Annotated in this window: 26 protein-coding genes and 1 pseudogene; 15 read left to right on the top strand and 12 right to left on the bottom strand. The window is 40.4% G+C overall.

The window, feature by feature from the left end:
• Positions 1-13: 13 nt before the first annotated feature.
• Both accB and aroQ read right to left on the bottom strand, forming a co-directional pair.
• Positions 14-430, bottom strand: a complete 417-nt coding sequence (gene accB, locus FSC11_RS07760; protein WP_163166133.1) for an acetyl-CoA carboxylase biotin carboxyl carrier protein — start codon at positions 428-430, stop codon at positions 14-16.
• Between the two features lie 16 nt (positions 431-446).
• Positions 447-902, bottom strand: a complete 456-nt coding sequence (gene aroQ, locus FSC11_RS07755) for a type II 3-dehydroquinate dehydratase (RefSeq protein WP_163166131.1) — start codon at positions 900-902, stop codon at positions 447-449.
• Between the two features lie 871 nt (positions 903-1,773).
• On the opposite strand from aroQ, the gene ybaK reads away from it, so the two are divergent.
• Positions 1,774-2,241 carry a Cys-tRNA(Pro) deacylase gene (gene ybaK / locus FSC11_RS07750; protein ID WP_004894581.1) on the top strand — a complete coding sequence of 156 codons (468 nt, stop codon included), beginning with the start codon at positions 1,774-1,776 and terminating at the stop codon, positions 2,239-2,241.
• A gap of 273 nt (positions 2,242-2,514) precedes the next feature.
• Positions 2,515-3,039 carry a hypothetical protein gene (locus FSC11_RS07745; protein ID WP_163166129.1) on the top strand — a complete coding sequence of 175 codons (525 nt, stop codon included), beginning with the start codon at positions 2,515-2,517 and terminating at the stop codon, positions 3,037-3,039.
• Between the two features lie 180 nt (positions 3,040-3,219).
• Here FSC11_RS07745 and FSC11_RS07740 read toward each other — a convergent pair whose 3' ends face one another.
• From FSC11_RS07740 to tusD, 4 genes are read right to left on the bottom strand one after another with little or no spacing between them, the layout of a single operon-like run.
• The gene (locus FSC11_RS07740; RefSeq protein WP_163166125.1) at positions 3,220-3,531 is read right to left on the bottom strand and encodes a TusE/DsrC/DsvC family sulfur relay protein; all 312 of its coding nucleotides are present in this window, start codon (positions 3,529-3,531) and stop codon (positions 3,220-3,222) included.
• Positions 3,532-3,547: 16 nt separating this feature from the next.
• Positions 3,548-3,832 carry a DsrH/TusB family sulfur metabolism protein gene (locus FSC11_RS07735; protein WP_163166123.1) on the bottom strand — a complete coding sequence of 95 codons (285 nt, stop codon included), beginning with the start codon at positions 3,830-3,832 and terminating at the stop codon, positions 3,548-3,550.
• An 11-nt stretch (positions 3,833-3,843) separates the two neighbouring features.
• The gene (locus FSC11_RS07730) at positions 3,844-4,194 is read right to left on the bottom strand and encodes a hypothetical protein (protein ID WP_163166121.1); all 351 of its coding nucleotides are present in this window, start codon (positions 4,192-4,194) and stop codon (positions 3,844-3,846) included.
• A gap of 44 nt (positions 4,195-4,238) precedes the next feature.
• Positions 4,239-4,607, bottom strand: a complete 369-nt coding sequence (gene tusD / locus FSC11_RS07725) for a sulfurtransferase complex subunit TusD (RefSeq protein ID WP_163166119.1) — start codon at positions 4,605-4,607, stop codon at positions 4,239-4,241.
• Between the two features lie 68 nt (positions 4,608-4,675).
• Between tusD and FSC11_RS07720 the strand changes: the two genes are divergently transcribed.
• From FSC11_RS07720 to FSC11_RS07690, 7 genes are all read left to right on the top strand, one after another.
• On the top strand, positions 4,676-5,683 hold the full coding sequence (locus tag FSC11_RS07720; RefSeq protein WP_163166117.1) for an SDR family NAD(P)-dependent oxidoreductase: 1,008 nt from the start codon (positions 4,676-4,678) through the stop codon (positions 5,681-5,683).
• A gap of 108 nt (positions 5,684-5,791) precedes the next feature.
• Complete coding sequence (gene fumC, locus FSC11_RS07715) at positions 5,792-7,186, top strand: class II fumarate hydratase (RefSeq protein WP_163166115.1); 1,395 nt, start codon at positions 5,792-5,794, stop codon at positions 7,184-7,186.
• 126 nt (positions 7,187-7,312) lie between these two features.
• The gene (locus tag FSC11_RS07710; RefSeq protein WP_163166113.1) at positions 7,313-7,804 is read left to right on the top strand and encodes a hypothetical protein; all 492 of its coding nucleotides are present in this window, start codon (positions 7,313-7,315) and stop codon (positions 7,802-7,804) included.
• A gap of 418 nt (positions 7,805-8,222) precedes the next feature.
• Positions 8,223-8,825 (top strand): nitroreductase family protein, encoded by a 603-nt coding sequence (locus tag FSC11_RS07705; RefSeq protein ID WP_163166111.1) that lies wholly within the window; start codon positions 8,223-8,225, stop codon positions 8,823-8,825.
• A gap of 126 nt (positions 8,826-8,951) precedes the next feature.
• The gene (locus FSC11_RS07700) at positions 8,952-9,320 is read left to right on the top strand and encodes an immunity protein Imm33 domain-containing protein (RefSeq protein ID WP_163166109.1); all 369 of its coding nucleotides are present in this window, start codon (positions 8,952-8,954) and stop codon (positions 9,318-9,320) included.
• The gene (locus tag FSC11_RS07695) at positions 9,317-9,730 is read left to right on the top strand and encodes a hypothetical protein (RefSeq protein WP_163166107.1); all 414 of its coding nucleotides are present in this window, start codon (positions 9,317-9,319) and stop codon (positions 9,728-9,730) included. Before FSC11_RS07700 ends, FSC11_RS07695 begins: the two co-directional genes overlap by 4 nt.
• Positions 9,731-10,246: 516 nt before the next feature.
• Entirely contained in the window at positions 10,247-11,017 is a 771-nt protein-coding gene (locus tag FSC11_RS07690; protein ID WP_163166105.1) for an alpha/beta fold hydrolase, read from the top strand.
• A 20-nt stretch (positions 11,018-11,037) separates the two neighbouring features.
• On the opposite strand, the pseudogene FSC11_RS07685 reads toward FSC11_RS07690, so the two are convergent.
• The 4 genes and pseudogenes from FSC11_RS07685 to FSC11_RS07670 all read right to left on the bottom strand — a co-directional run.
• Positions 11,038-11,211 (bottom strand): annotated as a pseudogene (locus tag FSC11_RS07685) (M15 family metallopeptidase); the annotation flags it as partial.
• Between the two features lie 66 nt (positions 11,212-11,277).
• Positions 11,278-12,612 (bottom strand): ISNCY family transposase, encoded by a 1,335-nt coding sequence (locus FSC11_RS07680; protein ID WP_015060273.1) that lies wholly within the window; start codon positions 12,610-12,612, stop codon positions 11,278-11,280.
• Positions 12,613-13,295: 683 nt separating this feature from the next.
• Positions 13,296-14,522: a type II toxin-antitoxin system HipA family toxin gene (locus FSC11_RS07675; RefSeq protein WP_163166103.1), complete on the bottom strand. Its 1,227-nt coding sequence runs from the start codon at positions 14,520-14,522 to the stop codon at positions 13,296-13,298.
• Positions 14,522-14,779, bottom strand: a complete 258-nt coding sequence (locus FSC11_RS07670) for a helix-turn-helix transcriptional regulator (RefSeq protein ID WP_004894712.1) — start codon at positions 14,777-14,779, stop codon at positions 14,522-14,524. The genes FSC11_RS07675 and FSC11_RS07670 overlap by 1 nt, the downstream gene beginning before the upstream one ends.
• 440 nt (positions 14,780-15,219) lie before the next feature.
• Here FSC11_RS07670 and FSC11_RS07665 point away from each other — a divergent pair, with 440 nt between their 5' ends.
• The 4 genes from FSC11_RS07665 (at position 15,220) to FSC11_RS07650 (ending at position 19,135) form a co-directional block, all read left to right on the top strand.
• Positions 15,220-15,438, top strand: a complete 219-nt coding sequence (locus FSC11_RS07665; protein ID WP_004894723.1) for a Sec-independent protein translocase subunit TatA — start codon at positions 15,220-15,222, stop codon at positions 15,436-15,438.
• 9 nt (positions 15,439-15,447) lie between these two features.
• Positions 15,448-15,849, top strand: a complete 402-nt coding sequence (gene tatB / locus FSC11_RS07660) for a Sec-independent protein translocase protein TatB (RefSeq protein WP_163166101.1) — start codon at positions 15,448-15,450, stop codon at positions 15,847-15,849.
• Positions 15,850-15,859: 10 nt separating this feature from the next.
• Positions 15,860-16,636, top strand: coding sequence for a twin-arginine translocase subunit TatC (tatC, locus tag FSC11_RS07655; protein WP_005222033.1), 777 nt, complete (start codon positions 15,860-15,862; stop codon positions 16,634-16,636).
• Between the two features lie 168 nt (positions 16,637-16,804).
• Positions 16,805-19,135: a PhoX family protein gene (locus FSC11_RS07650; RefSeq protein WP_163166099.1), complete on the top strand. Its 2,331-nt coding sequence runs from the start codon at positions 16,805-16,807 to the stop codon at positions 19,133-19,135.
• 337 nt (positions 19,136-19,472) lie between these two features.
• On the opposite strand, the gene FSC11_RS07645 is transcribed toward FSC11_RS07650, so the two are convergent.
• Positions 19,473-20,282, bottom strand: a complete 810-nt coding sequence (locus FSC11_RS07645) for an SDR family NAD(P)-dependent oxidoreductase (RefSeq protein ID WP_163166097.1) — start codon at positions 20,280-20,282, stop codon at positions 19,473-19,475.
• Positions 20,283-20,524: 242 nt separating this feature from the next.
• On the opposite strand from FSC11_RS07645, the gene FSC11_RS07640 reads away from it, so the two are divergent.
• Both FSC11_RS07640 and FSC11_RS07635 read left to right on the top strand, forming a co-directional pair.
• The gene (locus FSC11_RS07640; protein ID WP_163166095.1) at positions 20,525-20,911 is read left to right on the top strand and encodes a diacylglycerol kinase; all 387 of its coding nucleotides are present in this window, start codon (positions 20,525-20,527) and stop codon (positions 20,909-20,911) included.
• Positions 20,912-20,950: 39 nt separating this feature from the next.
• Positions 20,951-21,661 carry a phosphatase PAP2 family protein gene (locus FSC11_RS07635; protein ID WP_163166094.1) on the top strand — a complete coding sequence of 237 codons (711 nt, stop codon included), beginning with the start codon at positions 20,951-20,953 and terminating at the stop codon, positions 21,659-21,661.
• A gap of 25 nt (positions 21,662-21,686) precedes the next feature.
• On the opposite strand, the gene FSC11_RS07630 is transcribed toward FSC11_RS07635, so the two are convergent.
• Positions 21,687-23,006: an ATP-binding protein gene (locus FSC11_RS07630; protein WP_163166092.1), complete on the bottom strand. Its 1,320-nt coding sequence runs from the start codon at positions 23,004-23,006 to the stop codon at positions 21,687-21,689.
• Positions 23,007-23,009: the final 3 nt, after the last annotated feature.

The raw sequence follows: 23,009 nt of genomic DNA, 5'->3' as shown, positions 1-23,009 counted from the left end.
ATCCCCGAGGTGATTAAGCGCGGTAACGGAAAAGTGGCTGACCGAACTGAATCACTTCACCATTTTTCACCAGAATTTCTTCAATCACACCGCTCTGAGTTGCTTCAATCGGGTTCATGATTTTCATGGCTTCAATAATACCAAGTGTTTCACCAGCAGAAACAGTTTGACCCACTTTCACAAATGGTGCTTCGCCTGGACTTGGTGCTGCATAGAACACACCAACCATCGGAGATTTTTCCACAGCACCACGTGCAGATTTTGCAGCAGGTACATCAGCTGCAGGTGCAGGCATTGCAGGAACAGCTGCTGCAACCACTGGATTGCGACGAGTCAGGGCAATGGATTGATCTCCTTCCTTAACTTCGATCGCCTGTAAGTCAGACTCAATCATCAGGTCGATGAGTTTCTTGATTTTACGGATATCCATGAGACAGTATTCCTAATTAAGATTGCTTAGAAGATTGAATTTTTTCAATGATGTAATCGAGGGCAGCGGCATAGCCTTTTGCACCCAGACCACAGATCACGCCGATCGCCTTATCGGACAGATATGAATGATGTCGAAATGCCTCACGTGCATGAACGTTAGACAAATGGACTTCAATAAATGGAATGGCAACGCCAAGAAGTGCATCACGCACTGCAACAGAGGTATGCGTTAAAGCTGCAGGATTAATAATGATGTATTGCACGCCGTCTTGTTGTGCTTGATGAATTCGGTCGACAATGGCACCTTCCCAGTTGCTTTGGAAAGTGTCTAATTCTAGTGTGGCATTTTTAGCCTGAACGCTGAGCTGCTGATTGATGTCATCAAGAGTCAAGTGACCATATACTTCTGGTTCACGCTTTCCCAGCAAATTAAGATTCGGTCCATGAATGACCAAAATGGTCGAACTCATTCAGCTTGCTCCAATTCAAAAGTGTCAAAAAAAGTTTGCAAGATGTCAGCAAACTTCCTTTATTATGGCATGAAATTCTACATTTTATAAAAATTTTGTCTGAATTGGTGTAGAAGTTGCCTGCCTGATAGTGGGCTATATAATGAGAACTTTGCAAGGAATTGGCAATGTTAAAAAATGACATTTATGGGAGTTATGTCGGATTTTTACATTGTAAGCCTAATTGGCTAAAACAGTTAATAATGTTTATGTAACATTGCCGACAGACAATAAAGAAGTCAACTATTTTTGATCAGATCCTGCTAGATGTTTGCAGTATTTAAGGTTTAAAGCTTATTCATCTTAAATTTTAGTGACAAAAAATTCTGTTTAAAAAGTGCCCATGAATGGTTTTTATATAATAATTCTAATTATATAGGATTTTATTAAATAAGTTATTGAATTTAATTTATTTTAAATTAAAAAATATCTCAATCAGCTATTATTTTAAGATCCCTTAGAGTTGTGAGTATGCATAGAAAAAGAGTCAACTCCTGAGCTTAACAGTGGAATCAGGTAGTGAGTTAAACTTACTGATTCGCCCTATTTTTAATTCCTGTATCGCAAAATAGTGAGATTGACTGAAATGTTCATAGAATTGTATTCAATGCTGAATATTCAGCCAAAAGATAAAGCATTTAAATTGGCAAAAGGTCGTCTACTAAGTCGGTGAATGGTCGTAGGAGGTCAACTCAACGATACTCACCCTCTTGCAATAAGGCTTTTCGTAGAAACTTTATCGAATAATATGGTTTATAAATAGTCTAGACATGTTCGAGAAAGGTGTGAATTTTATATAATGCAGCTATCTAAAACAAAATAGTCAAATATCATGACTCCAGCTTGCAAACTTTTAAAAGCCAATAAAATCGAATATAGCATTCACGAATATGAACATGATGCCAATGCTAAAAGCTTTGGTTTAGAAGCAGCAGAGAAACTGGGCCTAGCTGTTGAAGAGGTTTTTAAAACGCTATTAGTCACGGATGAAAAGCAATATTTTGTGGCAGTATTACCTGTTCATCATCAGCTTAATCTTAAAAAAGTAGCTGCTACATTCGGTTGTAAAAAATTGCAGATGGCAGATCCTAAACAGGCAGAACGATTAACCGGATATCTGGTGGGTGGAATCAGCCCAGTGGGACAAAAGAAACGCCTGAAAACTGTGATTGACGTATCAGCAGAAAGGCTGAATAAAATTTATGTCAGTGGTGGCAAGCGTGGTTTGGACATTGGTCTAAACCCAGCAGATTTAGCCAAGGTTTTAAATGCACCTTTTATTGATATAGTTGATGAATAATTTAATGTATTAAAAAGACATTAATTAGTATTTTAATTAAACCCGGAGAGCAAAATTCGGGTTTTCTTTTGGTCGGAAAGCGCTACACATTTTTTTTGCATTTGTATATTGTTTTAATGCAAAGGTAACCATGAGTTACTTACAACAATAAGAAATTAAAAGAAAAATAAATTGGAGCATTGCTCATGAAGATCGTTATCTGGTTTAACGCTGTTTGTCTATTTTTGTCACTTGGGGAATCACTTCTGCACGGTTTTAACCGGGAGATGGCATATGAATGAAAAAGGCGTTTACCTGCTTAGTACTGTGGCTCTATTTTTAATCTTATGGTTGATTGGTTATCAGGTCCATAATGAAATCCATCGGGAAGAATTGGGATTGAAGCGCACCAGCAGTTTAGCATTTTATGGGATGAATACCCATACGCCGTTTCTAGACCGTCAGGCAGAAAGTTTGAATCAGGCTGTACAGCGTCAGGGAGTGGTGCGGAATCAATCTCAGCCTTTGAACCAACAGCGCGCTCAGTTTGTTTCAGATTTTGCCAGTATGCTATTTGCAATGCAGGATGGACATAAGCCTGAATATTTGCAGCTGAGAATATTTCTAAACAGGCAACAAACATTATTGGAAAATAAGGCGCTTAAACAGGAGGAGGCACTCGCCAATATTAATTTGCTACAGACATTCTTGCCTGAGTACCAACATGAACTGACACGAGCATCGGCAAAATTGAAAACGCGTTATTCTTATTATGAAACACATATAATTTCTGATGAGATGAGTTTAAGCACGGTATGATCTAGAGGTGAACAATACCAGTTTGATGTATTAACGTGAGCTTCATAATTAAGCTGAGCGATGAAGGTCTGTATGATTGCAGACTTTATACTCTTAGCTACAGGGTATAAAAACCATCTCATGCAAGTTAAGTAGACTGTATCGTTTTTAAACTTGCATGAGTAGTGATTATACATCTGCTTAAAGGCAATTCGCTGGTTTAGGAATGCCTGCCAAACGGCTAAGGTGGCGTGCTACCAAGCCTGTATTAAATTTTTCCTGAAGTACAGCATTGTTGATTTCAGGCCCTACAGTTTTTATCAGGAATTTGATGAGAGGACGTGTCGCTGGAGAATGACCAAACTGTTGATAAAACTGACGTACAGCCTGTAAGATTTCAAAATGCCAAGGGGTCAGTTTTAACTCTAAGCTCTCGGCAAGCACCTGTGCGACGTCTTCATTCCAGATGGTATAGTCCACTAAATGACCATCTTGGTCTAACTCTAAATTCATGATAGATCCGTATGTGTTACTTCATAGAAATACAGCGACTAAAGCCCAGGCATAGTTCTGCAAATTCGGCATAGTTAATAATTTTCAAATTTTTTACTTCTGGTTGAGACAATAATTCAGCCTCATTTTTCAGCATATAAATCTGTTTCAGCTGCTGAATAAATGGATGCTCAACTGACAAGACTGCATCGCCCATCAGAATTACCTGATCATTTTCGCTATAGAGTTGGGACAGTTGTTCGAGAATCTGTGCTGTAGCCGCATGGCTGGCTTGAATCATATAAAGAGTTTTATCAGACATGGTGAGCAACCTTACCAATACAATACATGGTCAAAGCCTTGAATAAAGGCGGGGTTTAATTCGATAAATTCAATTTCTTGCTCAGTATTTTGTATAAAAGGCGAGTTTTGATTTTTACTTTCTACCAGAATTGGGGTCAGATCATAAAATTCAAAACTATCGATCATGTTGGAAGCAATTTTGAACGCATGTTTAAGCTGTTCAAATTGCAGATCTGAACGTAATAGGCTTAAAGCAGCACCTTGTAATAAGACTTTTACGTCTGAACCAAAGGTCGCAAGTACCATGGTCGCAGAAAGACTTTCATGAACCTGCAAGGAATTCAGATTCGATTGAGTTAATATAACGAGTACAGATTTCACACAATATACCTTTTAAAAGCAACATATCCCAAAAAATAGACCGATTAGAATTGAAGCAGACGATGTGCAGATTGAACAGCATCAGCGAGTTCCCCTAATCCGACCAATTCAAACTGATCTGCAAGATTATGCTGTTGAATATTGTGACGTTGAGCATTCTCCTGATCTGTGATACCACGCGCTAACGCCGCACTTACACATACGGGCAGACGTATTTGCAAGGACTGCCACTCACGGGTCAGGTGACGCTGGTCATCCGGTACCCATTGCAAAGCATTAGCAACAGACACACCGTCTTGGTAAAAGAAAACCCGAAAGTCTTCCTGTTTTTGCTTTAATGCTTTGGCAAGTCCCAAGGCATGCCACGCATGTATCGACGTCGGGGCGGAGGTAATAAGAATTAAGGTGCTCATGAAATTCACTACAGGCTTGATCAACCTAAGCAGTTGATCTGGGCTACATAATAAAAAGGTAGTATACAATGATTTTAGTGACCGGTGGTTTAGGCTTTATAGGCTCTCATATTGCTTTAAGTCTGCTCGCACAAGGGCAACAGGTCATTGTGGTCGATAATCTGGCCAATGCCAGCCTGCAGACACTAGAACGTCTTGAGTTCATTTCCGGTATGTATGTGCCTTTTGTTAAAATTGATATCCGTAATACGCCTGCTTTAAACAAAGTCTTTGAACAGAATTCCATTGACGCCGTGGTACATACTGCAAGCTTTAAATCATTAGAAGAATCGGTACTAAAACCGCTGGAATATTACAATGATAATGTCAGTTGTATTATGAGTCTCTTACGTGCCATGCAACGGACGGGTGTTCGTAATCTTGTGCATTTGTCCAGCCTTGCTGTTTATGGGCAATCCAGTCCTGATCTGACTGAAGAAACACCATTTAATTTCAGTTATCCAAACCCTTATATCAAGTCTCAACAGATGGTAGAAGAAATTATCCGTGATACTGCACGTACTGATAATGAATGGAAAATTGCGATCCTCAGACTATGCAATATTTCGGGTGCCTTTGAACATGGGGTACTGGGTGAAGTGGTACCGCCGCTACCAAAAAATATCGTGCCTTTGGCCATGCAGGTTGGGGCCTTACAGCGGGAAAGTATTGAACTGCGAAAACAGGCCAATACTGAAGATAAAACTGTAGAACGCAGTTTTTTGCATGTATTAGATTGTTGTGATGCAGTCATTAAGAGTCTGCAATGGCTCAGTACACAAAGTTTTGCCTGTGAAGCCTTTGATATAGCGGGCGAATTGATTTCGATTCAGAAATTGCTCGATGAAATTGGTGAAGTGACGCAAATCAATATCAAGACGGAAGAGGCGCTATATTACACTAATCCGGAAGTAGATCAGGTTGGCTCTAAGGCGGAAAAGGCCAGGAAGACTTTAAACTGGCAGCCTCAGCGTTCGATTCGGCAAATGCTTGAAGACGAGTGGCGTTTTTATCAGAACACATTACGTGGGCAATAATACCGATTAACGCTATCCCAATTATTGATAATAATTATCATTTACATACTGTTCTATTTTGCCTAAGATGGAACAAGGAAATATTAAAACTTTATAAAGAGGTTAAATATGCAAACACGTATTGAACATGACACCATGGGTGAAGTTGCTGTACCCAGTGAAGCACTGTGGGGAGCACAAACTCAGCGTAGTTTGCAGAACTTTAAAATTGGTAATGAACGTCTGCCACGGCCCATGATTCGTGCCATGGGTCTGGTTAAAAAGGCGGCAGCCTTGACGAATGCCGAATTAAATCAGATTCCGCATGAACTTTCAGGTTATATTGTTTCAGCAGCAGAAGAAGTGATTGCAGGGCAATGGGATAGTCAATTCCCGTTAGTGGTGTGGCAGACAGGTTCTGGTACGCAGAGCAATATGAACTGTAATGAAGTGATTGCCAATATCGCTAACCAGAATCTGGGAAATCCTTTAGGTTCTCAAAAACCGGTTCATCCGAATGATCATGTTAATCGTGCTCAATCAACGAATGACTCTTTCCCAACAGCAATTCATGTCGCTGCAAGTCTGCAAATCAATGAATTACTGATTCCAGCAGTAAAAAAACTGCGTGATACCTTGCATGCCAAATCTCAGGAATTCTCAGACATCGTCAAAATTGGCCGTACTCACTTACAGGATGCTACGCCGTTGACACTGGGTCAGGAATTTAGTGGTTATGTGTCTCAGCTAGATCACGGTTTATTGCGTCTGGAACAGGCACTGCATGGTTTATATGAATTGCCTTTAGGGGGGACAGCAGTAGGTACAGGCTTGAATGCCCATCCTGACTATGCAGTAAAAGCAGCGCAAACTCTGGCAAAACTGACTGGACTGCCATTTGTCACTGCACCAAACAAATTTGAAGCTTTGGCAGGTCGTGATGCGGCAGTCTTTGCTTCCGGTGCATTAAAAACTTTAGCGGTGAGTCTGAATAAAATCGCCAATGACATTCGCTGGTTAGCCAGTGGGCCACGTTGCGGCTTTGGGGAACTCCGTATTCCTGAAAATGAACCGGGTTCTAGCATCATGCCGGGTAAGGTGAATCCGACTCAAAGCGAAGCGATGACCATGGTCGTGGCACAAGTGCTTGGAAATGACACTACCATTAATGTGGCAGGTGCATCGGGTAACTTTGAGCTGAATGTATTTATGCCTGTAATCGCGTATAACTTGTTGCAATCCATTCAGCTGCTCGGTGATGCCTGTAATAGTTTCAATAATCACTGCGCCGTCGGTATTGAGCCGAACCGTGACAAGATTGAGCATTTCTTACATGATTCATTAATGCTTGTTACTGCATTGAACCCGGTGATTGGTTATGAGAATGCAGCCAAGGTTGCCAAAACTGCTTATAAAGAAGGTAAAACTCTAAAACAAGTTGCGGTAGAACTTGGTTTAGTCACAGCTGAACAGTTTGATGAAGTCGTCCGTCCTGAAAAAATGGTTTCAGCGAATGCGAAATAAAACTTGTAACGCTTTTATTTTCAATCTTTAAACCTGTTTTATCATCGAATAGTCAGCAGTGGTTTTTATCTCAGGCAGAGTTGCGTACAATAGCACTAGATGAGATTAACCACTGATGATTGTTTTATGCTTGATATTTATTTAACAGATGTTCAAAGAAAGGTGCAATTCAAGGATTATCCAGGTGAGCATCCTGTTAAATTTATTCTGAATTTTAAAAAGATTTTTTCAAGTGTTATGGAACTTCTTTTACCTGTACTTCCCGATAATGAAAATCTGGATGAAATGTCATGGGAATCAACGACCAATGATTTTGAAACTTTCCAGATGTTTTTAGCTGGTTGGGGGATTATTGAACTGCGTTTAAATGCAATTACTCAGTTCAAAGATAAAGCCTTTGCAGATCAGCTTGTTAAACAGGCACAGCAGAAGCGTAAGGAATATCAAAAAAAGCATATGAAGCTCACGACTGTAGAGCTGGATTATCTATTTATGCATGATATCCATGCTCTGATTGATGCTGAACTGGTTGATCTGGGCGAGAAGTTTTATCTGCCAGTATTACGTGAACTGTGGAAAAATAAAGTCTCTGTTCAAGTCCTTAATGCCAAATTCTAAGTAAATTTAAACTGATTAATTTAATATCATCCTCCATATTTGGGGGATGAATTTTAATAGGTTTCAAAAAACTATTTGATGAGTTCAATTCTCACAAATAGCCTAAGCAAATCTTTCTATTTTTCATTCAAAAAAATTCTCCTGCATCATTGAACATGATGACTTATTTTAAAACAGAAATTGGTTCATAAAAGGGCATTTATTTTATCTTTTGATAAAAAATAAATTAATAAGCCATTCTTTATCATGAGAATATATAAAGATATTACTTTAATAATATAGCTATTCTAAGCATATTTTCTTAAGCTATAAGTACTAATGAGTAAATGAATTATAGAATTCTTATTTATTAGATTTCCTTCATAAAAATAAGTGAAGGTTCCAGTTTTTCCGAAGATATATCAAAGGATTTTCACTAATGTCGAATCAGTTTTTAGATTTAATTACAAAACGCCGTACAATCTACGCGATTGGCAAGAATGCCACACAATCTCCTGAATTCCTAACTGATTTGATTCAAAACGCTATTAAACAAAGTCCCTCATCATTTAACTCACAATCTTCCCGTGCCGTGATTCTGTTTAATGGTGAACATGAGAAATTCTGGGGCTTTGTCGCAGAAAAATTAAAAAGTTATGCCAAAGATGAAGAAAGTGCTGCAAAAACCGCAGCGAAAATGGGGACTTTTGCTGCAGGCTTAGGGACGGTTTTATTCTTTGAAGACCTAGATGTCGTGAAAGGCCTACAAGATCAGTTCCCATCTTATGCAGATAACTTCCCGATCTGGGCAGAACATTCTACTGCGATCGCTCAGTTTGCGACTTGGACAGCACTGCATACTGAAGGCTTGGGTGCATCTTTACAGCATTACAATCCGATCGTAGATGAACAGGTTCATGCAGAATGGGACGTTCCAGCAAACTGGCAACTGAGAGCACAACTGGTATTTGGTTCAGTAGAAGGCGAGGCGCGTGCCAAAGACTTTATGGCGGATCAAGACCGTTTCAAAGTATTCCAATAATTTGAAAAACTGGCATCTGTCTAAATTCTTATAGGTAGATGCCACTTTAAAGTCGATAAAAGCATATTCCGAATCATAAAAATTAGGCTACACTTAGGGCGCATTAAATCTAAGAGAAATGGCGCCATGTCAAAGAACACCCAGAAACTTTCACCGCTTCAAGAGCTTATTGCTGAACAGAAATTGTTATGCGAAGAAGTCGGTTCTGCTTATGTAGAGGTGAGTGGGGATGACGTCATTGCAGTGGCCGTCCATACCCTGAATCAGGACCCCATTGTTGGTATTCGCAAGGCCCCAGATGCAGCGACAAAAGTGAGCTGGTATATCTACGGCGGTGAACAAGTATCCAGCGATGCTGACTTTGAAATTATGACTGTACGTGAATTACAGGATATTGCTCCAGAAGTTCTTCCTTATCTGGCACTAGATCAAGGCTTTCGTTTCATGATCGATGCTGATGATTATGAAGATGTATGGAAAGAAGGTCAGGAATGAACCGATTAGCATTTGCTATTTTTCTGGGGCTTAACGGTGTATTCATCACGAATTACGCCGTAGCCGAGAAAATGACCCAAGAGCAATTTGATCAGTATATTGCTGAGCAAACGCGCGTGGTTAATGAAAGCAAAGCCATTCTAGATGAACCGCATACAGCGTCAGAAAAGCCGAGTATCAGCACCGAACGTCAGGCATTATGTGATCGCATTCAGGCTTATCAGAATATTTTGCAAGCTTCTCAGGAAAATAGCCAGTTGAGTATGGCTTCCATGATGGAGATGGTTGCACAGAACTATCTGGACCGTCAAAATCAGAGCATTAACAATTCTGGCATGACTGCAGGCGTATTTTGTAAGAGCAGGGCAGAGCAATCCGCTAAAGAAGATAAATCAAAGCCTTTGAATTAGGTTAATTTTCTGATATTTAATTTATTAAAACTACATAAAAATAAGATGGATGAGAATTTTCCCGGGGAATATACCAAGAAAAATTAAGTATTGGTTAAAATTATTAAACATTAATGCGGAAGGTGAGATAGCATAACTTTTTCATTCCGTATCATCAAAAAATAGCCTAAGAAATTATATATAGTGAAGATAATCATAACGGGGAGAGACGGTTTTGAATCCATTGATGTCTTACTGAAAAATTAAGACCATATTCCCGAAATCAACATTCAATTATTTCCTCGTACTCATTCAACAAGATTCCTTTAGTTTATGCCTGATGATTCATTCAAATATTGAGGAACAAAAGACTACATTCACAACGCTAAAAATAAGTTTGACAAATAGCCTAAGCAAATAACTCTATATAATATAAATAGCCTAAGCAAAATTAATAATTTTAAGAATTGGCAATTGATTAATTTCCAATAAAATTCCAATATCAACAACTGAAATATGAAATCACGGAATTCTCAAATGATCCTCAACTACCAAATCACCACTCATGATGACTCTACACTTGTACCAATGGTCTTCATTCATGGTTTATTCGGAAGCTTGAGTAATTTAGGAATGCTGGCGCGACATTTTGCAAGTCAACGTACAGTCATTCAGTTAGATCTACGCAATCATGGTTTATCGGGACATACCGAGCAACATGATTACCATCTCATGTCAGAAGATGTGCTTGAAACCCTAAATAGTCTCAACATCACAAAATTTGTTGTGGTGGGGCATTCTATGGGCGGCAAGGTTGCCATGAAGCTGGCTGATATTGCACGAGATCAGGTAGAGCAACTGGTGGTTCTTGATATCACTCCAATTCAATATCATGAAAATCATCATGTAAAAATTTTTGAGGCTTTATTTGCTGTAGAGCGTGCCAACGTCAATTCACGCTTGGATGCGACAAAAATCATGCGTGAATATTTACAAGAAGAAATGGTGATTCAATTCCTGCTAAAATCCTTTAATAAAGGACAATGGCTGTTTAATGTGCAGGCATTATATAATCATTATCAGGATATTCTACATTGGAAAGATCTCGCGCCAGTTGATATACCAGCTCTTTTCTTAAGAGGCGGGAACTCATTTTATATTTCCAAACCAGAGCAATTCGCTGCGATTGAACGTCAGTTTACGCATGCCAATGTTGAACTCATTGAAGGCGCAGGGCATTGGCTACATGGTGAAAAGCCAGCAGAGGTGCTGAACCATATGCAAGCCTTTCTGGATGCACAACAATAAAATCTGTTAGAACTTGAAGGTCAGTATGCAGCTGCCTGTAGCTGACCTTCATTAATCAGCTGGGCTGCCATTTCAGCAGTTTTTTTCAGACCGGGCATCCGATATTCAGTATGACCATAATCTTTGATTGATTTCCAGCGACCGCCCCAAGTGAGTCCAACGGATTCAGCCACTTGCCCATAGAGTTCATAACCACTTTATTACTGTGTTATTCACCAATTAAAATGTCTATGCGATAAACCATTTAAAATGTCCTGTTTTTAACTGCAAGAGTCAAGCACAGGATTTAAATTTCTTTGTTCAATAACCGCTTTCTGAGCTTTACGACTCGGCATACTTTTCTTGAGACGGGAACGTTTATTTTGTTTTTCCAACTCTTCATGCTGTTGCTGGATATGCGCCAGAACCGAGCCTAATCTTTTATTCTCAACCACTTCATTCTGCTGTAGTCCAGCCAGTTTATTGAAGACACTATAGTTGATCTTCCGTCCTTCATGCATGATCGCCACAGTGCCATCCGGGTACTCCAGAAATGAAATGTATTGCCCAACAAGCTTATGATTCAGCTCTGTCGGTTCAAGCAGATAAATACACTTGTCATAGGTGATGGTGAGGTTCTTCGTGACCTTACGCGGTTCCTGCCAGGTGAATATATCCTCCAGCTCAGCATCAGACTCTGTTAGCGGACGATGTAAGTTCTTTGAATTTCGCGCACACTTGGCGAACTTCTGGTTGAAATGCTCAATAAAGCAGGGTAACCAGGCATTGGCTTCGGCAATTGAACTGATGCCTTCCAGACGCATCTCCTTGATCAAACGGTCTTGAAGGGTTCTATTCGCGCGTTCTACGCGACCTTTAGCCTGTGGTGAGTTGGCAAAGATAATATCAATGTTTAACTCATTCAGAATCCGGCCAAATTGCGTGATCTTGCTGTCCTGGCTCGATTTCTGGTTCACTCGGAAGACCGAATGTTTATCGCTATAAAAGGCCAGAGGCTTACCGTATTGTTCAATGTAGGCTCGGGTTGAAAGCATATAGTCGAAGGTCGTTTCTGCCTCACAGAAGCGCAGATGCAACAGCTTTCCAGTGGCATCATCGATATACACCAATAAACAGCACTTAGCAGCGCGTCCTTCGAACCAGTCATGATATGAGCCATCAATCTGGATCAGCTCACCGAAGCAATCACGGTTATAACGTGGCTGATATGGACGTTTAAGGCGCTTGGATCGCGGAATCCAGAGGTCATTTGCAGTCATCCAGCGCCGAAGCGTTTCTACCGGGATATTCAGGTCAAATATGCTGCTGAGCTTCTCATGGGCCAAGGTAGGTCCAAATCCCAGCAGATGTTCGGAAATAATGGAAAGACATTTTGATTTTAATAAATCATCATGGCGACGATGGCCAGGTTGACCACGGCTGGCATGCGCCATACCTGAAACACCATCTTGATTGAGCTTCTGTAATAACCGGGTAATTTGACGGGTTGAAAGATTAAGGATTTCAGCAGCACGGACTTGTGTAATACGATGATCTCGAACGTCTTGCAGAACAGCAAGACGTTGAATTTCTTTGTCAGACATAGTGATCAGCATCTATATTTCATATCCAGTCCATGATGTTTAAACCATCATAAACTAGACATTTTTATTGGTGAGAATATAGACATTTTGAATGGTGAGTAACATACTGATTTCGTATAATGTATATTATGTTAAATAGGATGTTATGCAGATAGCCTATCTCTATATATGTTGTTCATAAAAATTAATTTTGAAATTTTCAGTAGAAATTAAAGCTAAAAATGAAATTGCGAAAAAATAAAGCTAATAATGAAATAAAACTCACTTAGGAAAAAATCATTACTAGTTTTATCAAATAAAATCTTCGATCTATCAAAAATTTTCATCGATTTTTATACATTAGCGACCAAAGCTTTTCGTTTGTATTCAATCGCAAAATCTTCACCTTCCTTGCGAATTGCATCTTGGTATTCAAGCTTTTTAAAAAAATTTCTACTGTAAATCTGAGAAATCCATTCTGGTGTTACTTATATCTACTAATCTCAAAACCGCAATATTACTATCTCTGATCCCGCCAAACTGCCAAGGAATACCTAAGTCAACACTTCCCTCCCTCAATAAATGTCAGCCTGTTACCGATATGACCAGTCTGTTCGGGTTTATTCTATATCATTGAATGGAAAATAAATCCCACGTCTCTGAGGGCATCTCTCAATAATAGTAGCTACTACGGTTGTAAATTATTCTAGAATGGATTATTTGTACTTTTTCTTTTTGTCATGTCTATATACAGGCTTGATTGAATGAGTGCTCATTACCTTTGATAGATTCTGCTCAATAGATTCTCGCAATCCATCTAAGTATTCAATTTCATTGGATAACTTTAAATAGTTAGCAATTTGGTCACTGAAATACTCTATAATTTCTTTGGCATTTCTAATGCGAAATTCAGGACTTTCAGCCAATTTCAACAGCTCTGCCTTAGTTGGGAATTGCTTACTGCCATTTATTTTAAGGGCAAGCTGATCATCAATATTTTTATAAATGAGTGTATGTGTGATATCAAAAGGTGGTGATACAAAGATCTCACTCATATCTGGCGTGTATTGCAGAGCAAAGTTTTTAAGGTGAGCGTCACCGTTCCCGATCAGGCAATTAAAAACAATGTACTTATACATTTTTACGACTTCTGCTTCACTTCGGGTGTATAGATAGGTGGCTTTCAGCAAGTTTTCGTAGCTCCCCTTGTACTTCTCGTTTGGGTCATTAGATCTTTTGAGAAGAGTAGTAAAATCCTCGTAGCCTAACTTGGTTCCATCAGCAGCTTTATCAAAACGCTCAATAATGTAGGTTTCTAAATTGGCTGATAGATATGTTTTTGGTGGTTGTAAACCACAATGACGAGCAGCTTCCATACAGACAAATTCATTTACCGTAAGCAAATCAAAGTCTGCATCATAAGACTTAACAATCAGGTCTTTTTGTTGAACAGTGCGCTCCGTTAGACTAGTCACATTAGGAATGCTAACTTTGGGCTGAACTCCAGCTAAAGAGTTTCGTAAATAGTATTTTTCTAATAATTGTGGAAAAAGTGGAACTTGGCTATTGTAGTTAAGAATTTCATCGAGGCTAACTATTTCTACTTCTGGTAATTGCAATTCACTTTTATAGGACAACATGCCAATACCATTAGCGTCTTGCAGAGCCAATAAATACATTTCATTTACATTGGCATATCGAGCAAGTTTACTGGCAATAAAATGGCGATTATGCCCCTCTGGTAAATTTTGGGAAAAAATAGGATGTAATGCCCCATGTGAATATCCCTGCATATCCGGTAAAGTCATTGTAAGAGATACAAATCTTTGTTCTTGTACTGGTTGATAGTAATAATGACCACTATGCGTCAACAAGCCCTGTTTGAAATTATCTGTAAATATTTCAATAGACTTGATTTCTGTGGGTAATTGAAAGTTGTCCATCAATCTTCTTCACTAAATAGAGTGTCGATGTCATTCCAATTTGGCAGATTTCGTTTTTTGGGCGTGACTTCAAACTGCAATCCAACCGCATCTATTAGACGTTCAAAAATATCAAATGAGCCTGTGAAACGACCATTTTCTATTTCAGAAATGGTAGATTTATTGACTCCAGATTTTTTTGCCATCATTTGTTGTGTGTAGTCTAATTTCCGCCTTGCTTCACGTATTTTTACTCCAATCTCTGCACGACTAGCCATAAAACCACCCCCATCTGTTCGTCATTTAGCGAAATATTGCTAACCAGTATATATAAGTTTGCTATATGGCGAATATCTTAATATATTTATCTTATATTTGCTATATGGCGAACATTAGAGTTCATACCTCTATATTTCGCTATATAGCGAATAATTAGCTAATAAACGCTTTCTGAATTACACGGTATATCTACAAAGATAATCGTGGAGAATGGTAATTCAGATATTCTTAGTTGGGGATGTTTACTTTTTTTCATTTCTTAAAATATTAACTTTACTAAGTTTATAAACCAGAAAAATTTAAAAAAATAAATAGCACACCTCATTGCGAACTTCCCTCTTGCTTCCTGTCTCCAAACTGCCATCAAAACGTCATGGATTTGTCATTTATTAATGTTGAGATAAGCCCATAAATTTAAAAAAGATGTAATGAGGACAACATGGCAGGATTATCGATTTGGCACGTACTTATTTTTGCAATCGTCGTAATTTTACTTTTTGGCACGTCTAAACTCAAAAATCTGGGCAAAGATGTTGGCGGTGCAATCAAGGACTTTAAAAAATCTGTGCGTGAAGAAGAGGCTGAAGCAGCAAAAATTCAACAGCCCCGCACTATTGATGCTGAAGTTAAAGTCAGCGAGAGTTCAATCAAAAGTTAAGGTATCGTCATGCTCAATATTGGAATGACTGAGCTGCTAGCCTTTGGGGTAATTGCACTTCTAGTGCTCGGGCCAGATAAGCTACCTGAGGCAGTTCGTTTTATAGGTAAATGGTCTACCAAGATAAAAAGAACCGTCAGCAATATACAAAATGATCTTGACCGTGAATTGCGTCTGTCTGAACTACGTGAGCAAATGCAATCCGAGCTGAAACGTATTCAGGAACTGGAAGCCAAAATGCAAGCACAAATGGCTGATCTCAATGCACCAATTGAGCCGGTCACAAAAATTTCAGAACAGCCGGTACTGAAAACTCAGTCAAGTTATGAACTGGTCAATCAACCGCTTTCCCCGGTTCATTTAACTCCGGCTAGGCAGGTCGCCAAGCAAGAAAAAAATATCCTGACATGAAGGTGGCCGTATGAATATTTTACCGTCGACTCAAGCCAGCAGCGATCCCCAGAAAGTTCACCTAGAAGAAATGCCGATTACCCGGCACTTAGTGATTCTGCGCAAGCATCTTTTCAAGATTGTGGGAATACTGATCGGACTGTTTTTCTGTCTGCTACCATTTGCGACGCATACTTATCAGCTTTTATCCGAGCCCTTACGTGCCCAGTTACCGGCAAGTTCTACCATGATTGCCACCGATGTAACTGCGACATTTATGGCGCCGTTTAAGTTGAACTTTTTTGTTGCCCTGCTGATCGCCATGCCTTTTATCTTGTATCAACTTTGGGCCTTCGTTAAGCCGGCACTATATGAAAAAGAAAAAAGTCTGGCTTTGCCGCTCCTGATTGGCAGCATTGTCCTGTTTTATGCGGGTATCGCTTTTGCCTATCTGGTGGCTTTGCCGTCTATCCTGCATTTTTTTATCAGTGTATCGCCTGAAACTGTCGCGCCCATGACTGACATTAATAGTTATCTGGCCTTCTGTTTAAAACTTTTTCTGGTGTTTGGATTTACCTTTGAAATTCCGATTATTACCCTGTTATTGATTCTGATCGGTGTGGTAAGCACACAGACTTTGGTAGAAAAAAGACGCTTTATTGTGGTGGGGTGTTTTTTTGTGGCCATGTTTGTAACGCCCCCTGATGCCCTGTCCATGATCATGCTGGCTGTACCCATGTGGCTGCTGTTTGAGCTAGGTTTAATGGCGGGAAAATTTCTGGAAAAGCGACATCTGAAAAATAGCTAATTAAGAAAAAATGCCTCCTTACTGGGGGCTTTTTAACATTAATTTATTTATATAAATAAATGTTTTATTTAATTATTTTGAAATAAAAGCTTCACCTTTTAGTCATATTTAACTGCTAGTTTATTTCTGACTTTAAAACAACCAAACCTTAGTTGTGGGAATAAAACAATGACAGATTACCTACCTTATGATGAAAATCAGGAACTGGACAATAACACTTCAGATAATCATCATTTTCGGGATATTCTAGAACAATCTATGTCACGTCGTGACTTGATTGCAAAGACTGCAAGTGGGGCTGCAGCATTGGCACTGGCTTCTAGCCTGACTGCGTGTAGCGATGACAATGAAAATGGCAATATTGGGGACGATGAGAGCAATCCGAATCCGCCAGCAGACAACAATGCTCGTCCAGAAAAATTAAGTTTTAGCCCAGTGAAAAAAAACCTGGATGACTGGGTTACGGTTCCTGAAGGCTATACAGCCACTGTCCTATATGCAATGGGTGACTCAATTCATCCTATCTACTCTGACTGGGACGATAACAATATTCCGAACGGCCCAAGCTTTCAGTTCCGTTCTGGTGACTGCCACGATGGTATGAGCTATTTTGGTTTAAGCACTAAGACTGGCCGTTATGACGAGAATGCATCTGAGCATGGCCTGCTGGTGATGAACCATGAATATATCAATCAAACTTTTTTACATCCTCAAGGACCAACAAAAGTTGATGGTCGTCGTCCAGAAGATGAAGTCATCCGTGAAGTGAATGCACATGGTGTTTCAATTGTGCATATTAAGAAAAATACCGAAACTCAAGCGGTAGAAATCGTTAAATCCTCACCATTTAACCGCCGTATTACGGCTTCAACAGTGATGGATTTTTCTGGGCCGGTGACAAACTCTCCATTAGTCCGCACTGCTTTCTCTCCTACCGGTCGTCAGACTCGTGGTACACACAATAACTGTGGTAATGGTTATACACCATGGGGCACTTATTTAACTGCCGAGGAAAACTTTATTGGTTATTTCCAGCGTTCAGGTACAGACCAATATGCAGATCGTAGCGAAGCTGAGAAAACTGCACTTAAGCGTTATGGCTTAGGCTTAGATATTTCATATCAAACTGAAAAAAATGCCGATGGTACAGTTAAACGTGATGAAAAAGGCAGCATCATTTATCTTAAAGATGCCCTCAATCAAAAAATTCCTGAACTCGATAAGCAAGGCCGTATTGCTTATTTAGATAAATCTTCACGTTATGCATGGGAAACAGCTCAGGCTGGAGTTGAATCACAAGATATGTATGACCGCTGGTCAGCTAACGTAACCAAAGCCTCTGCAAGTCAAGACTATCGTAATGCACCAAATACCTTTGGCTGGATTGTTGAAATTGACCCATTTGATAATAGTGCAAATCCGGTAAAACGTACTGCACTGGGCCGTTTTGCTCACGAAGACTGTCGTGCTAGCCGTGCGATTGAAGGTGAACAGTTTGCCTTCTACATGGGCGATGACTCACGTGGTGAATACATTTACAAATTTGTCTCTGATGCAAAATGGGATCCAAAAGATATCAATACCGGCTACCGTGCTGGTGACAAATATATGAATAACGGTAAGTTCTATGTTGCCAAGTTCAATGCAGATGGAACTGGTCAATGGATTGAACTTGCTCACGGTAAAAATGGTTTAACTGCAGAAAATGCGGTATATCCTTTTAGCTCTGATGCGGATGTATTAACTTTTGCACGTTTGGCAGGCGATGCCGTTGGTGCAACGAAGATGGACCGTCCTGAATGGGTAGCCGTTAACCCGGAGAACGGTGAAGTCTACGTTACCCTGACTAATAACAGTAACCGTGGCAATAGTTCAACACAACCTGTTGATGCTGCCAACCCACGTAATTACTCAGATCCTGAAGGCGGTAAAGGTAATGTGAATGGCCATATTATTCGCTTTAAGGAAGAAAACACTGCATCAGAAAGCTTTGAATGGGATATCTACCTATTCGGTGCTGAAGCATCGATGGATGCCAATATCAACCTGTCGGGTTTAAATGATAATAATGATCTGTCTTCACCAGACGGTATGTGGTTTGATCCTCGTGGCGTACTCTGGATTCAGACAGACGACGGCGCTTATACAGATACCACTAACTGTATGATGCTGGCTGCCCTGCCTGGACAAGTAGGTGATGGTGGTCCAGCAACAACCTCTAATGGTCAAGCGACGATTGCGGGTGCCCAAGTGACCGATGAAAATTTACGTCGCTTCCTGACTGGTCCAAAAGAGTGTGAAATTACAGGTGTGACCATGACACCGGACTATAAAGCCATTTTCATCAATGTACAGCATCCAGGTGAAGATTCTAAAACCTTTGATGCTCCAACCAGTAACTGGCCTGCAAGTCAATCAGATCGTTCGAATAAGACCGCACGTCCACGTTCGGCAACTGTTGTGATTACGCGCAATGATGGCGGTGTTATAGCCGGTTAAATAGCTCACTTAAATTAAAATGCTGGCTCAATGCCGGCATTTTAATTTTTGAATGTTTTTTAATTTTAAGAGTTAACTGGTCAATAAAAAGAATATTTTTGTTTAGAGTTAAATTGATATAAATATTAAAGTATGAAGTGGACTTCGGATCAATATATAAGTGAAATCCAATACAACTAATCATAGCTTCAGCTATCTTCTACTTGGAAGACTTGTAATTTGCAGCTTTAGTTTTGAGTATTTTTCTAAAAAAAAGCAGGTATCCAAGGAGGGATTGATACCTGCCACTCTAAGGGAACTATATTAATATTCTGCTTCTTCAGTCTGTGAATCACAGTTAGAAACTAGCAACTTTTTCAGCACATTCACAAATCGTTGGTAACTCTCTATTAATCGATGCTGATATTAAGTCTGGTAAAATCTGGTTAACAGCTATCGAAATTTTTTCAGGATAGCCGACCTGATACGACTGACAATCTCGATGTAAAAACTGATACAGTTCTTCAGCAACAAATTCGGGACTGTCAATATTTTTTCCCAGTCTGATATTCATTTCTATTGCATTTGAATGATGAATATTGGTTTCGGTAACCCGTAATGAAAAGTATCTGAATCTGATTGAACTTTTGCTGTATTCACGGGCTAGTGCTTCGGTTGCACCACGCAGGGCAAATTGGCTGGCACAATAACTCGCATATCCAGGATAGCCAATACTGCCAAAGGTTGAACCTACATTAATGACTTGGCCAGGCGGACTGATAGATATCAATGGCAGGATCTTTTGTATCAGCTGCATTGGATAAACTGCATTAATCAGCATCATTTGTTCCATGATTTCTTGCGGCTGCTGTATAAATAGCTTGAAATCACTGATACTGATGTTGTTAATGTAGTAGTGAATGGGTTTATTCAGCGTAGCAAGAGCTTTTACCAGCTCTTCCCTGCTTTGCTGATCGGCAAAGTTGCAATGAATTAAATCCAGTTCTAGCTGTGGATAACATTGGGCTATATTGTCATGTACTCTTTGCAGAATCTGTTGATTCTGCCCAATAAGAACCAGATTGACCCCGTTTTGGCCCAGAACCTTTGCAATAGCCTGACCAATACCAGAAGTAGCATCCATAATTGTTGCAGTTAAATTAGGCATAAATACTTTCTCTTGTTCTTAACAGAATGATTCAAGATCGAATCTGCCGCAGGTCATGTGGATCACATCACGAAAAATAACTTAGTACTTAAGATAAACGCCCAAACTTAAAAAATTCTTAATTCTGCACATAAATTTAAATATCATTTTTATTAAAAAAACACATAGAGACCATTTTTTTTAAGAGAGTTTTAAGCCTGCAATCTTAAGTTAGAGTTTCCTTTTATTGACTCATGACAGCTATGTCTTCCTACCGTTCACCCTATAAAGGCACCTCGGGAATACAGCGTATTCTGAATGCGACCCGTTATTCCGTGGCCGGCTTTAAAACAGCTTTTCAAAATGAAGAGGCCTTCCGGCAAATCCTGCTCATCAACCTGATTTTGATTCCTCTGAGCTTTGTCATGCCGGTGAGCCGGGTTGAGCAAGCGCTGATGGTGGCTGTGTGTCTGCTGGCGCTAATCGTTGAATTGCTTAACTCGGCGATTGAGGCGGTGGTAGACCGTATTTCCATGGAGCAGCATGAACTGTCTAAAAATGCCAAGGATATGGGCAGCGCCGCCCAGTTTGTAGCACTCAGTTTAATTACCGTGACCTGGGGTCTTATTTTAGCGGGCCATTTGATTTGACCACGCGCCTGCTACAGCAAGAAAAATGGAAGATTTAAAATGATATTCGAGCATTCCCGGTTTTTACTAACACAAACATTGCTGCTGATTTTCAGTTTTTTGATGCTCTGGAATTTTTTTGATGTAGCTGGGAGGGTTGATTTACAGCTGATCTATCCGTTCATTGATGATCAGGGACAATTTCCCCTGCGGCAACACTGGGCACTGGCAGAACTCAATCACCACTATGTCAAAAATCTGCTGATTCTGGTGTACATAACATTGTTAGCCGGCTGGCTAGTTTCACTGAAATGGCAGAACTGGCATCAACGGCGCTGGGAATTTGGCTATTTCTTTAGCATGGTGGTGCTGACCACGGCCTCAATTGGTATTTTAAAATCCCAGTCGGCGCATGCCTGTCCCTGGGATATGATTATTCCTACCCATGATGGTATTTTGTGGGATTTGAGTGCCACTGCCGGACACTGTTTTCCCGGAGGACATGCATCCAGCGGTTTTGCCTTGATGGCTGGCTATTTTGTCTATCGGATTGCTAACCGCAAGCGGGCTTATTTTTTCCTGATCGCGGCACTGATTTTAGGCTTCGTCATGGGCTGGGCACAAATGATGCGCGGCGCACATTTCCTGAGTCATAACCTGTGGACCGGCTGGATGACTTGGTGCATGAATGTCATTGGCTATGCGCTATTTAGCCACAAACTGCCGCTGGACAAAGCCACTCCCATGCACATGAACATCAGACAGCCTTAATGCCTAAAAACCAAAGCCTATCCACTTAGGCTTCGATCACAGGAAATTTGACCTGTACACACAGGCCACCCAGACTGTTACTTTGCGAAAATTCCAGCGTTCCGCCCAAGCGCTCGGTGGCTTTATCTACAATTGACAAACCTAAACCGCTGCCAATTTCGGCATGGTTATGAATCCGGTAGAAACGCTGCCGGATCTGGGTGAATTGTGTAGGATCAATCCCGGCTCCACTATCTTCAATCTGTAAAACTGCCTGCTGGCCTTGCTGAAAAATCGATACATTAATCACGCCGCCTTTCGGAGTGTATTTAATCGCGTTATCAATTAAATTATAAATAATCGAGTGCAAGGTCGAAGCTTGTCCTTGAATTCGCAATTCCTGTTGCTGTTCTACGCCCAGATCAATCTCTTTCTGTAAGGCCAGCTGAATCAGCTGCTCAATGCAGGCCACGGTCATCTGATTGAGCGAAAGCATTTGTGCCGACTCGGTTAAGCTGTCGGAGGCATCCTGTTTGGCCAGACTCAATAACTGGTTGACCAGATGCTGCATGCGCAAAACGCCCTGACTCAGATTATGGAGCGAGTCGCTCTGCGGAAACTGCTGCAATAAAATTTGCAGCTGCAAGTTGAGTGCGGTCAGTGGCGTGCGTAATTCATGGGCAGAATCCGCGACAAATTGACGTTGTTCCTGTTGAGCCAGGGAAATTCGACCAAACAGATGATTCATTTCCTGAATGGTCGGTTCCAGCTCCATAGGATAATCTTTCATTTCAATTGGTTTTAATTCTTGTGCCTTACGGCTGGCCAGTTCCGTTTTAAAGTCATGCAGCGGCTGAAAATTTTTCCGGATCATCCAGCCTAAACCGAACACGGCAAAAGGCAAGAAAAGTACATAAGGCAGAAACATATTGCCAGCCAGTTCCAGCGCCAGCTCCTGCCGGACATTTTGCTGCTGACTCACCTGAATCTGCAACTGGTCACTTGGAATGATATAGGTGAGCCAGGTGCCATACGGCGTTTGATGCTTGTAAAAACCTGCTTTCTTGACCGGTGCAACCAGCACATCCTGTGGATGCAAGGGAGTAGCTGTATTTGCATAGGACCAAATATCTACAAACAAATCTTCTTCACTGTACTGTTTTTCCAGATCGATTTGGCTTTGTAGCGGTCGTGGATGATTTTCCGCAATGCGCTCGGCCAGACTTTGCATCTGTTTATCCAGCACTTCATTTATTTCTTCGAGGGCAATCCGGTAGGCAGCGAAAATCAGGATACAGCCCAGTACCAGACTAAATAACGAAATGTAGATAATCAGGCGTTTTTGCAAAGAATAACGTTTCTGCATAAG

The organism is Acinetobacter schindleri (assembly GCF_010918895.1).
In the GTDB taxonomy this organism is placed as follows: domain Bacteria; phylum Pseudomonadota; class Gammaproteobacteria; order Pseudomonadales; family Moraxellaceae; genus Acinetobacter; species Acinetobacter schindleri.
The sequence above is the reverse complement of the archived record's forward strand: the minus strand, read 5'-3'. Positions and strand labels throughout refer to the sequence as shown.

Coding starts and splice junctions, on each gene's coding strand:
- ybaK (WP_004894581.1), top strand. CDS start 1,774: ATGACTCCAGCTTGCAAACTTTTAAAAGCCAATAAAATCGAATATAGC.
- FSC11_RS07640 (WP_163166095.1), top strand. CDS start 20,525: ATGTCTTCCTACCGTTCACCCTATAAAGGCACCTCGGGAATACAGCGT.
- FSC11_RS07665 (WP_004894723.1), top strand. CDS start 15,220: ATGGCAGGATTATCGATTTGGCACGTACTTATTTTTGCAATCGTCGTA.
- FSC11_RS07630 (WP_163166092.1), bottom strand. CDS start 23,006: ATGCAGAAACGTTATTCTTTGCAAAAACGCCTGATTATCTACATTTCG.
- FSC11_RS07700 (WP_163166109.1), top strand. CDS start 8,952: ATGTCAAAGAACACCCAGAAACTTTCACCGCTTCAAGAGCTTATTGCT.
- FSC11_RS07635 (WP_163166094.1), top strand. CDS start 20,951: ATGATATTCGAGCATTCCCGGTTTTTACTAACACAAACATTGCTGCTG.
- aroQ (WP_163166131.1), bottom strand. CDS start 902: ATGAGTTCGACCATTTTGGTCATTCATGGACCGAATCTTAATTTGCTG.
- FSC11_RS07735 (WP_163166123.1), bottom strand. CDS start 3,832: ATGTCTGATAAAACTCTTTATATGATTCAAGCCAGCCATGCGGCTACA.
- tusD (WP_163166119.1), bottom strand. CDS start 4,607: ATGAGCACCTTAATTCTTATTACCTCCGCCCCGACGTCGATACATGCG.
- fumC (WP_163166115.1), top strand. CDS start 5,792: ATGCAAACACGTATTGAACATGACACCATGGGTGAAGTTGCTGTACCC.
- FSC11_RS07720 (WP_163166117.1), top strand. CDS start 4,676: ATGATTTTAGTGACCGGTGGTTTAGGCTTTATAGGCTCTCATATTGCT.
- FSC11_RS07645 (WP_163166097.1), bottom strand. CDS start 20,282: ATGCCTAATTTAACTGCAACAATTATGGATGCTACTTCTGGTATTGGT.
- tatB (WP_163166101.1), top strand. CDS start 15,448: ATGCTCAATATTGGAATGACTGAGCTGCTAGCCTTTGGGGTAATTGCA.
- FSC11_RS07710 (WP_163166113.1), top strand. CDS start 7,313: ATGCTTGATATTTATTTAACAGATGTTCAAAGAAAGGTGCAATTCAAG.
- FSC11_RS07650 (WP_163166099.1), top strand. CDS start 16,805: ATGACAGATTACCTACCTTATGATGAAAATCAGGAACTGGACAATAAC.
- FSC11_RS07675 (WP_163166103.1), bottom strand. CDS start 14,522: ATGGACAACTTTCAATTACCCACAGAAATCAAGTCTATTGAAATATTT.
- tatC (WP_005222033.1), top strand. CDS start 15,860: ATGAATATTTTACCGTCGACTCAAGCCAGCAGCGATCCCCAGAAAGTT.
- FSC11_RS07745 (WP_163166129.1), top strand. CDS start 2,515: ATGAATGAAAAAGGCGTTTACCTGCTTAGTACTGTGGCTCTATTTTTA.
- accB (WP_163166133.1), bottom strand. CDS start 430: ATGGATATCCGTAAAATCAAGAAACTCATCGACCTGATGATTGAGTCT.
- FSC11_RS07680 (WP_015060273.1), bottom strand. CDS start 12,612: ATGCTGATCACTATGTCTGACAAAGAAATTCAACGTCTTGCTGTTCTG.
- FSC11_RS07740 (WP_163166125.1), bottom strand. CDS start 3,531: ATGAATTTAGAGTTAGACCAAGATGGTCATTTAGTGGACTATACCATC.
- FSC11_RS07670 (WP_004894712.1), bottom strand. CDS start 14,779: ATGGCTAGTCGTGCAGAGATTGGAGTAAAAATACGTGAAGCAAGGCGG.
- FSC11_RS07690 (WP_163166105.1), top strand. CDS start 10,247: ATGATCCTCAACTACCAAATCACCACTCATGATGACTCTACACTTGTA.
- FSC11_RS07695 (WP_163166107.1), top strand. CDS start 9,317: ATGAACCGATTAGCATTTGCTATTTTTCTGGGGCTTAACGGTGTATTC.
- FSC11_RS07705 (WP_163166111.1), top strand. CDS start 8,223: ATGTCGAATCAGTTTTTAGATTTAATTACAAAACGCCGTACAATCTAC.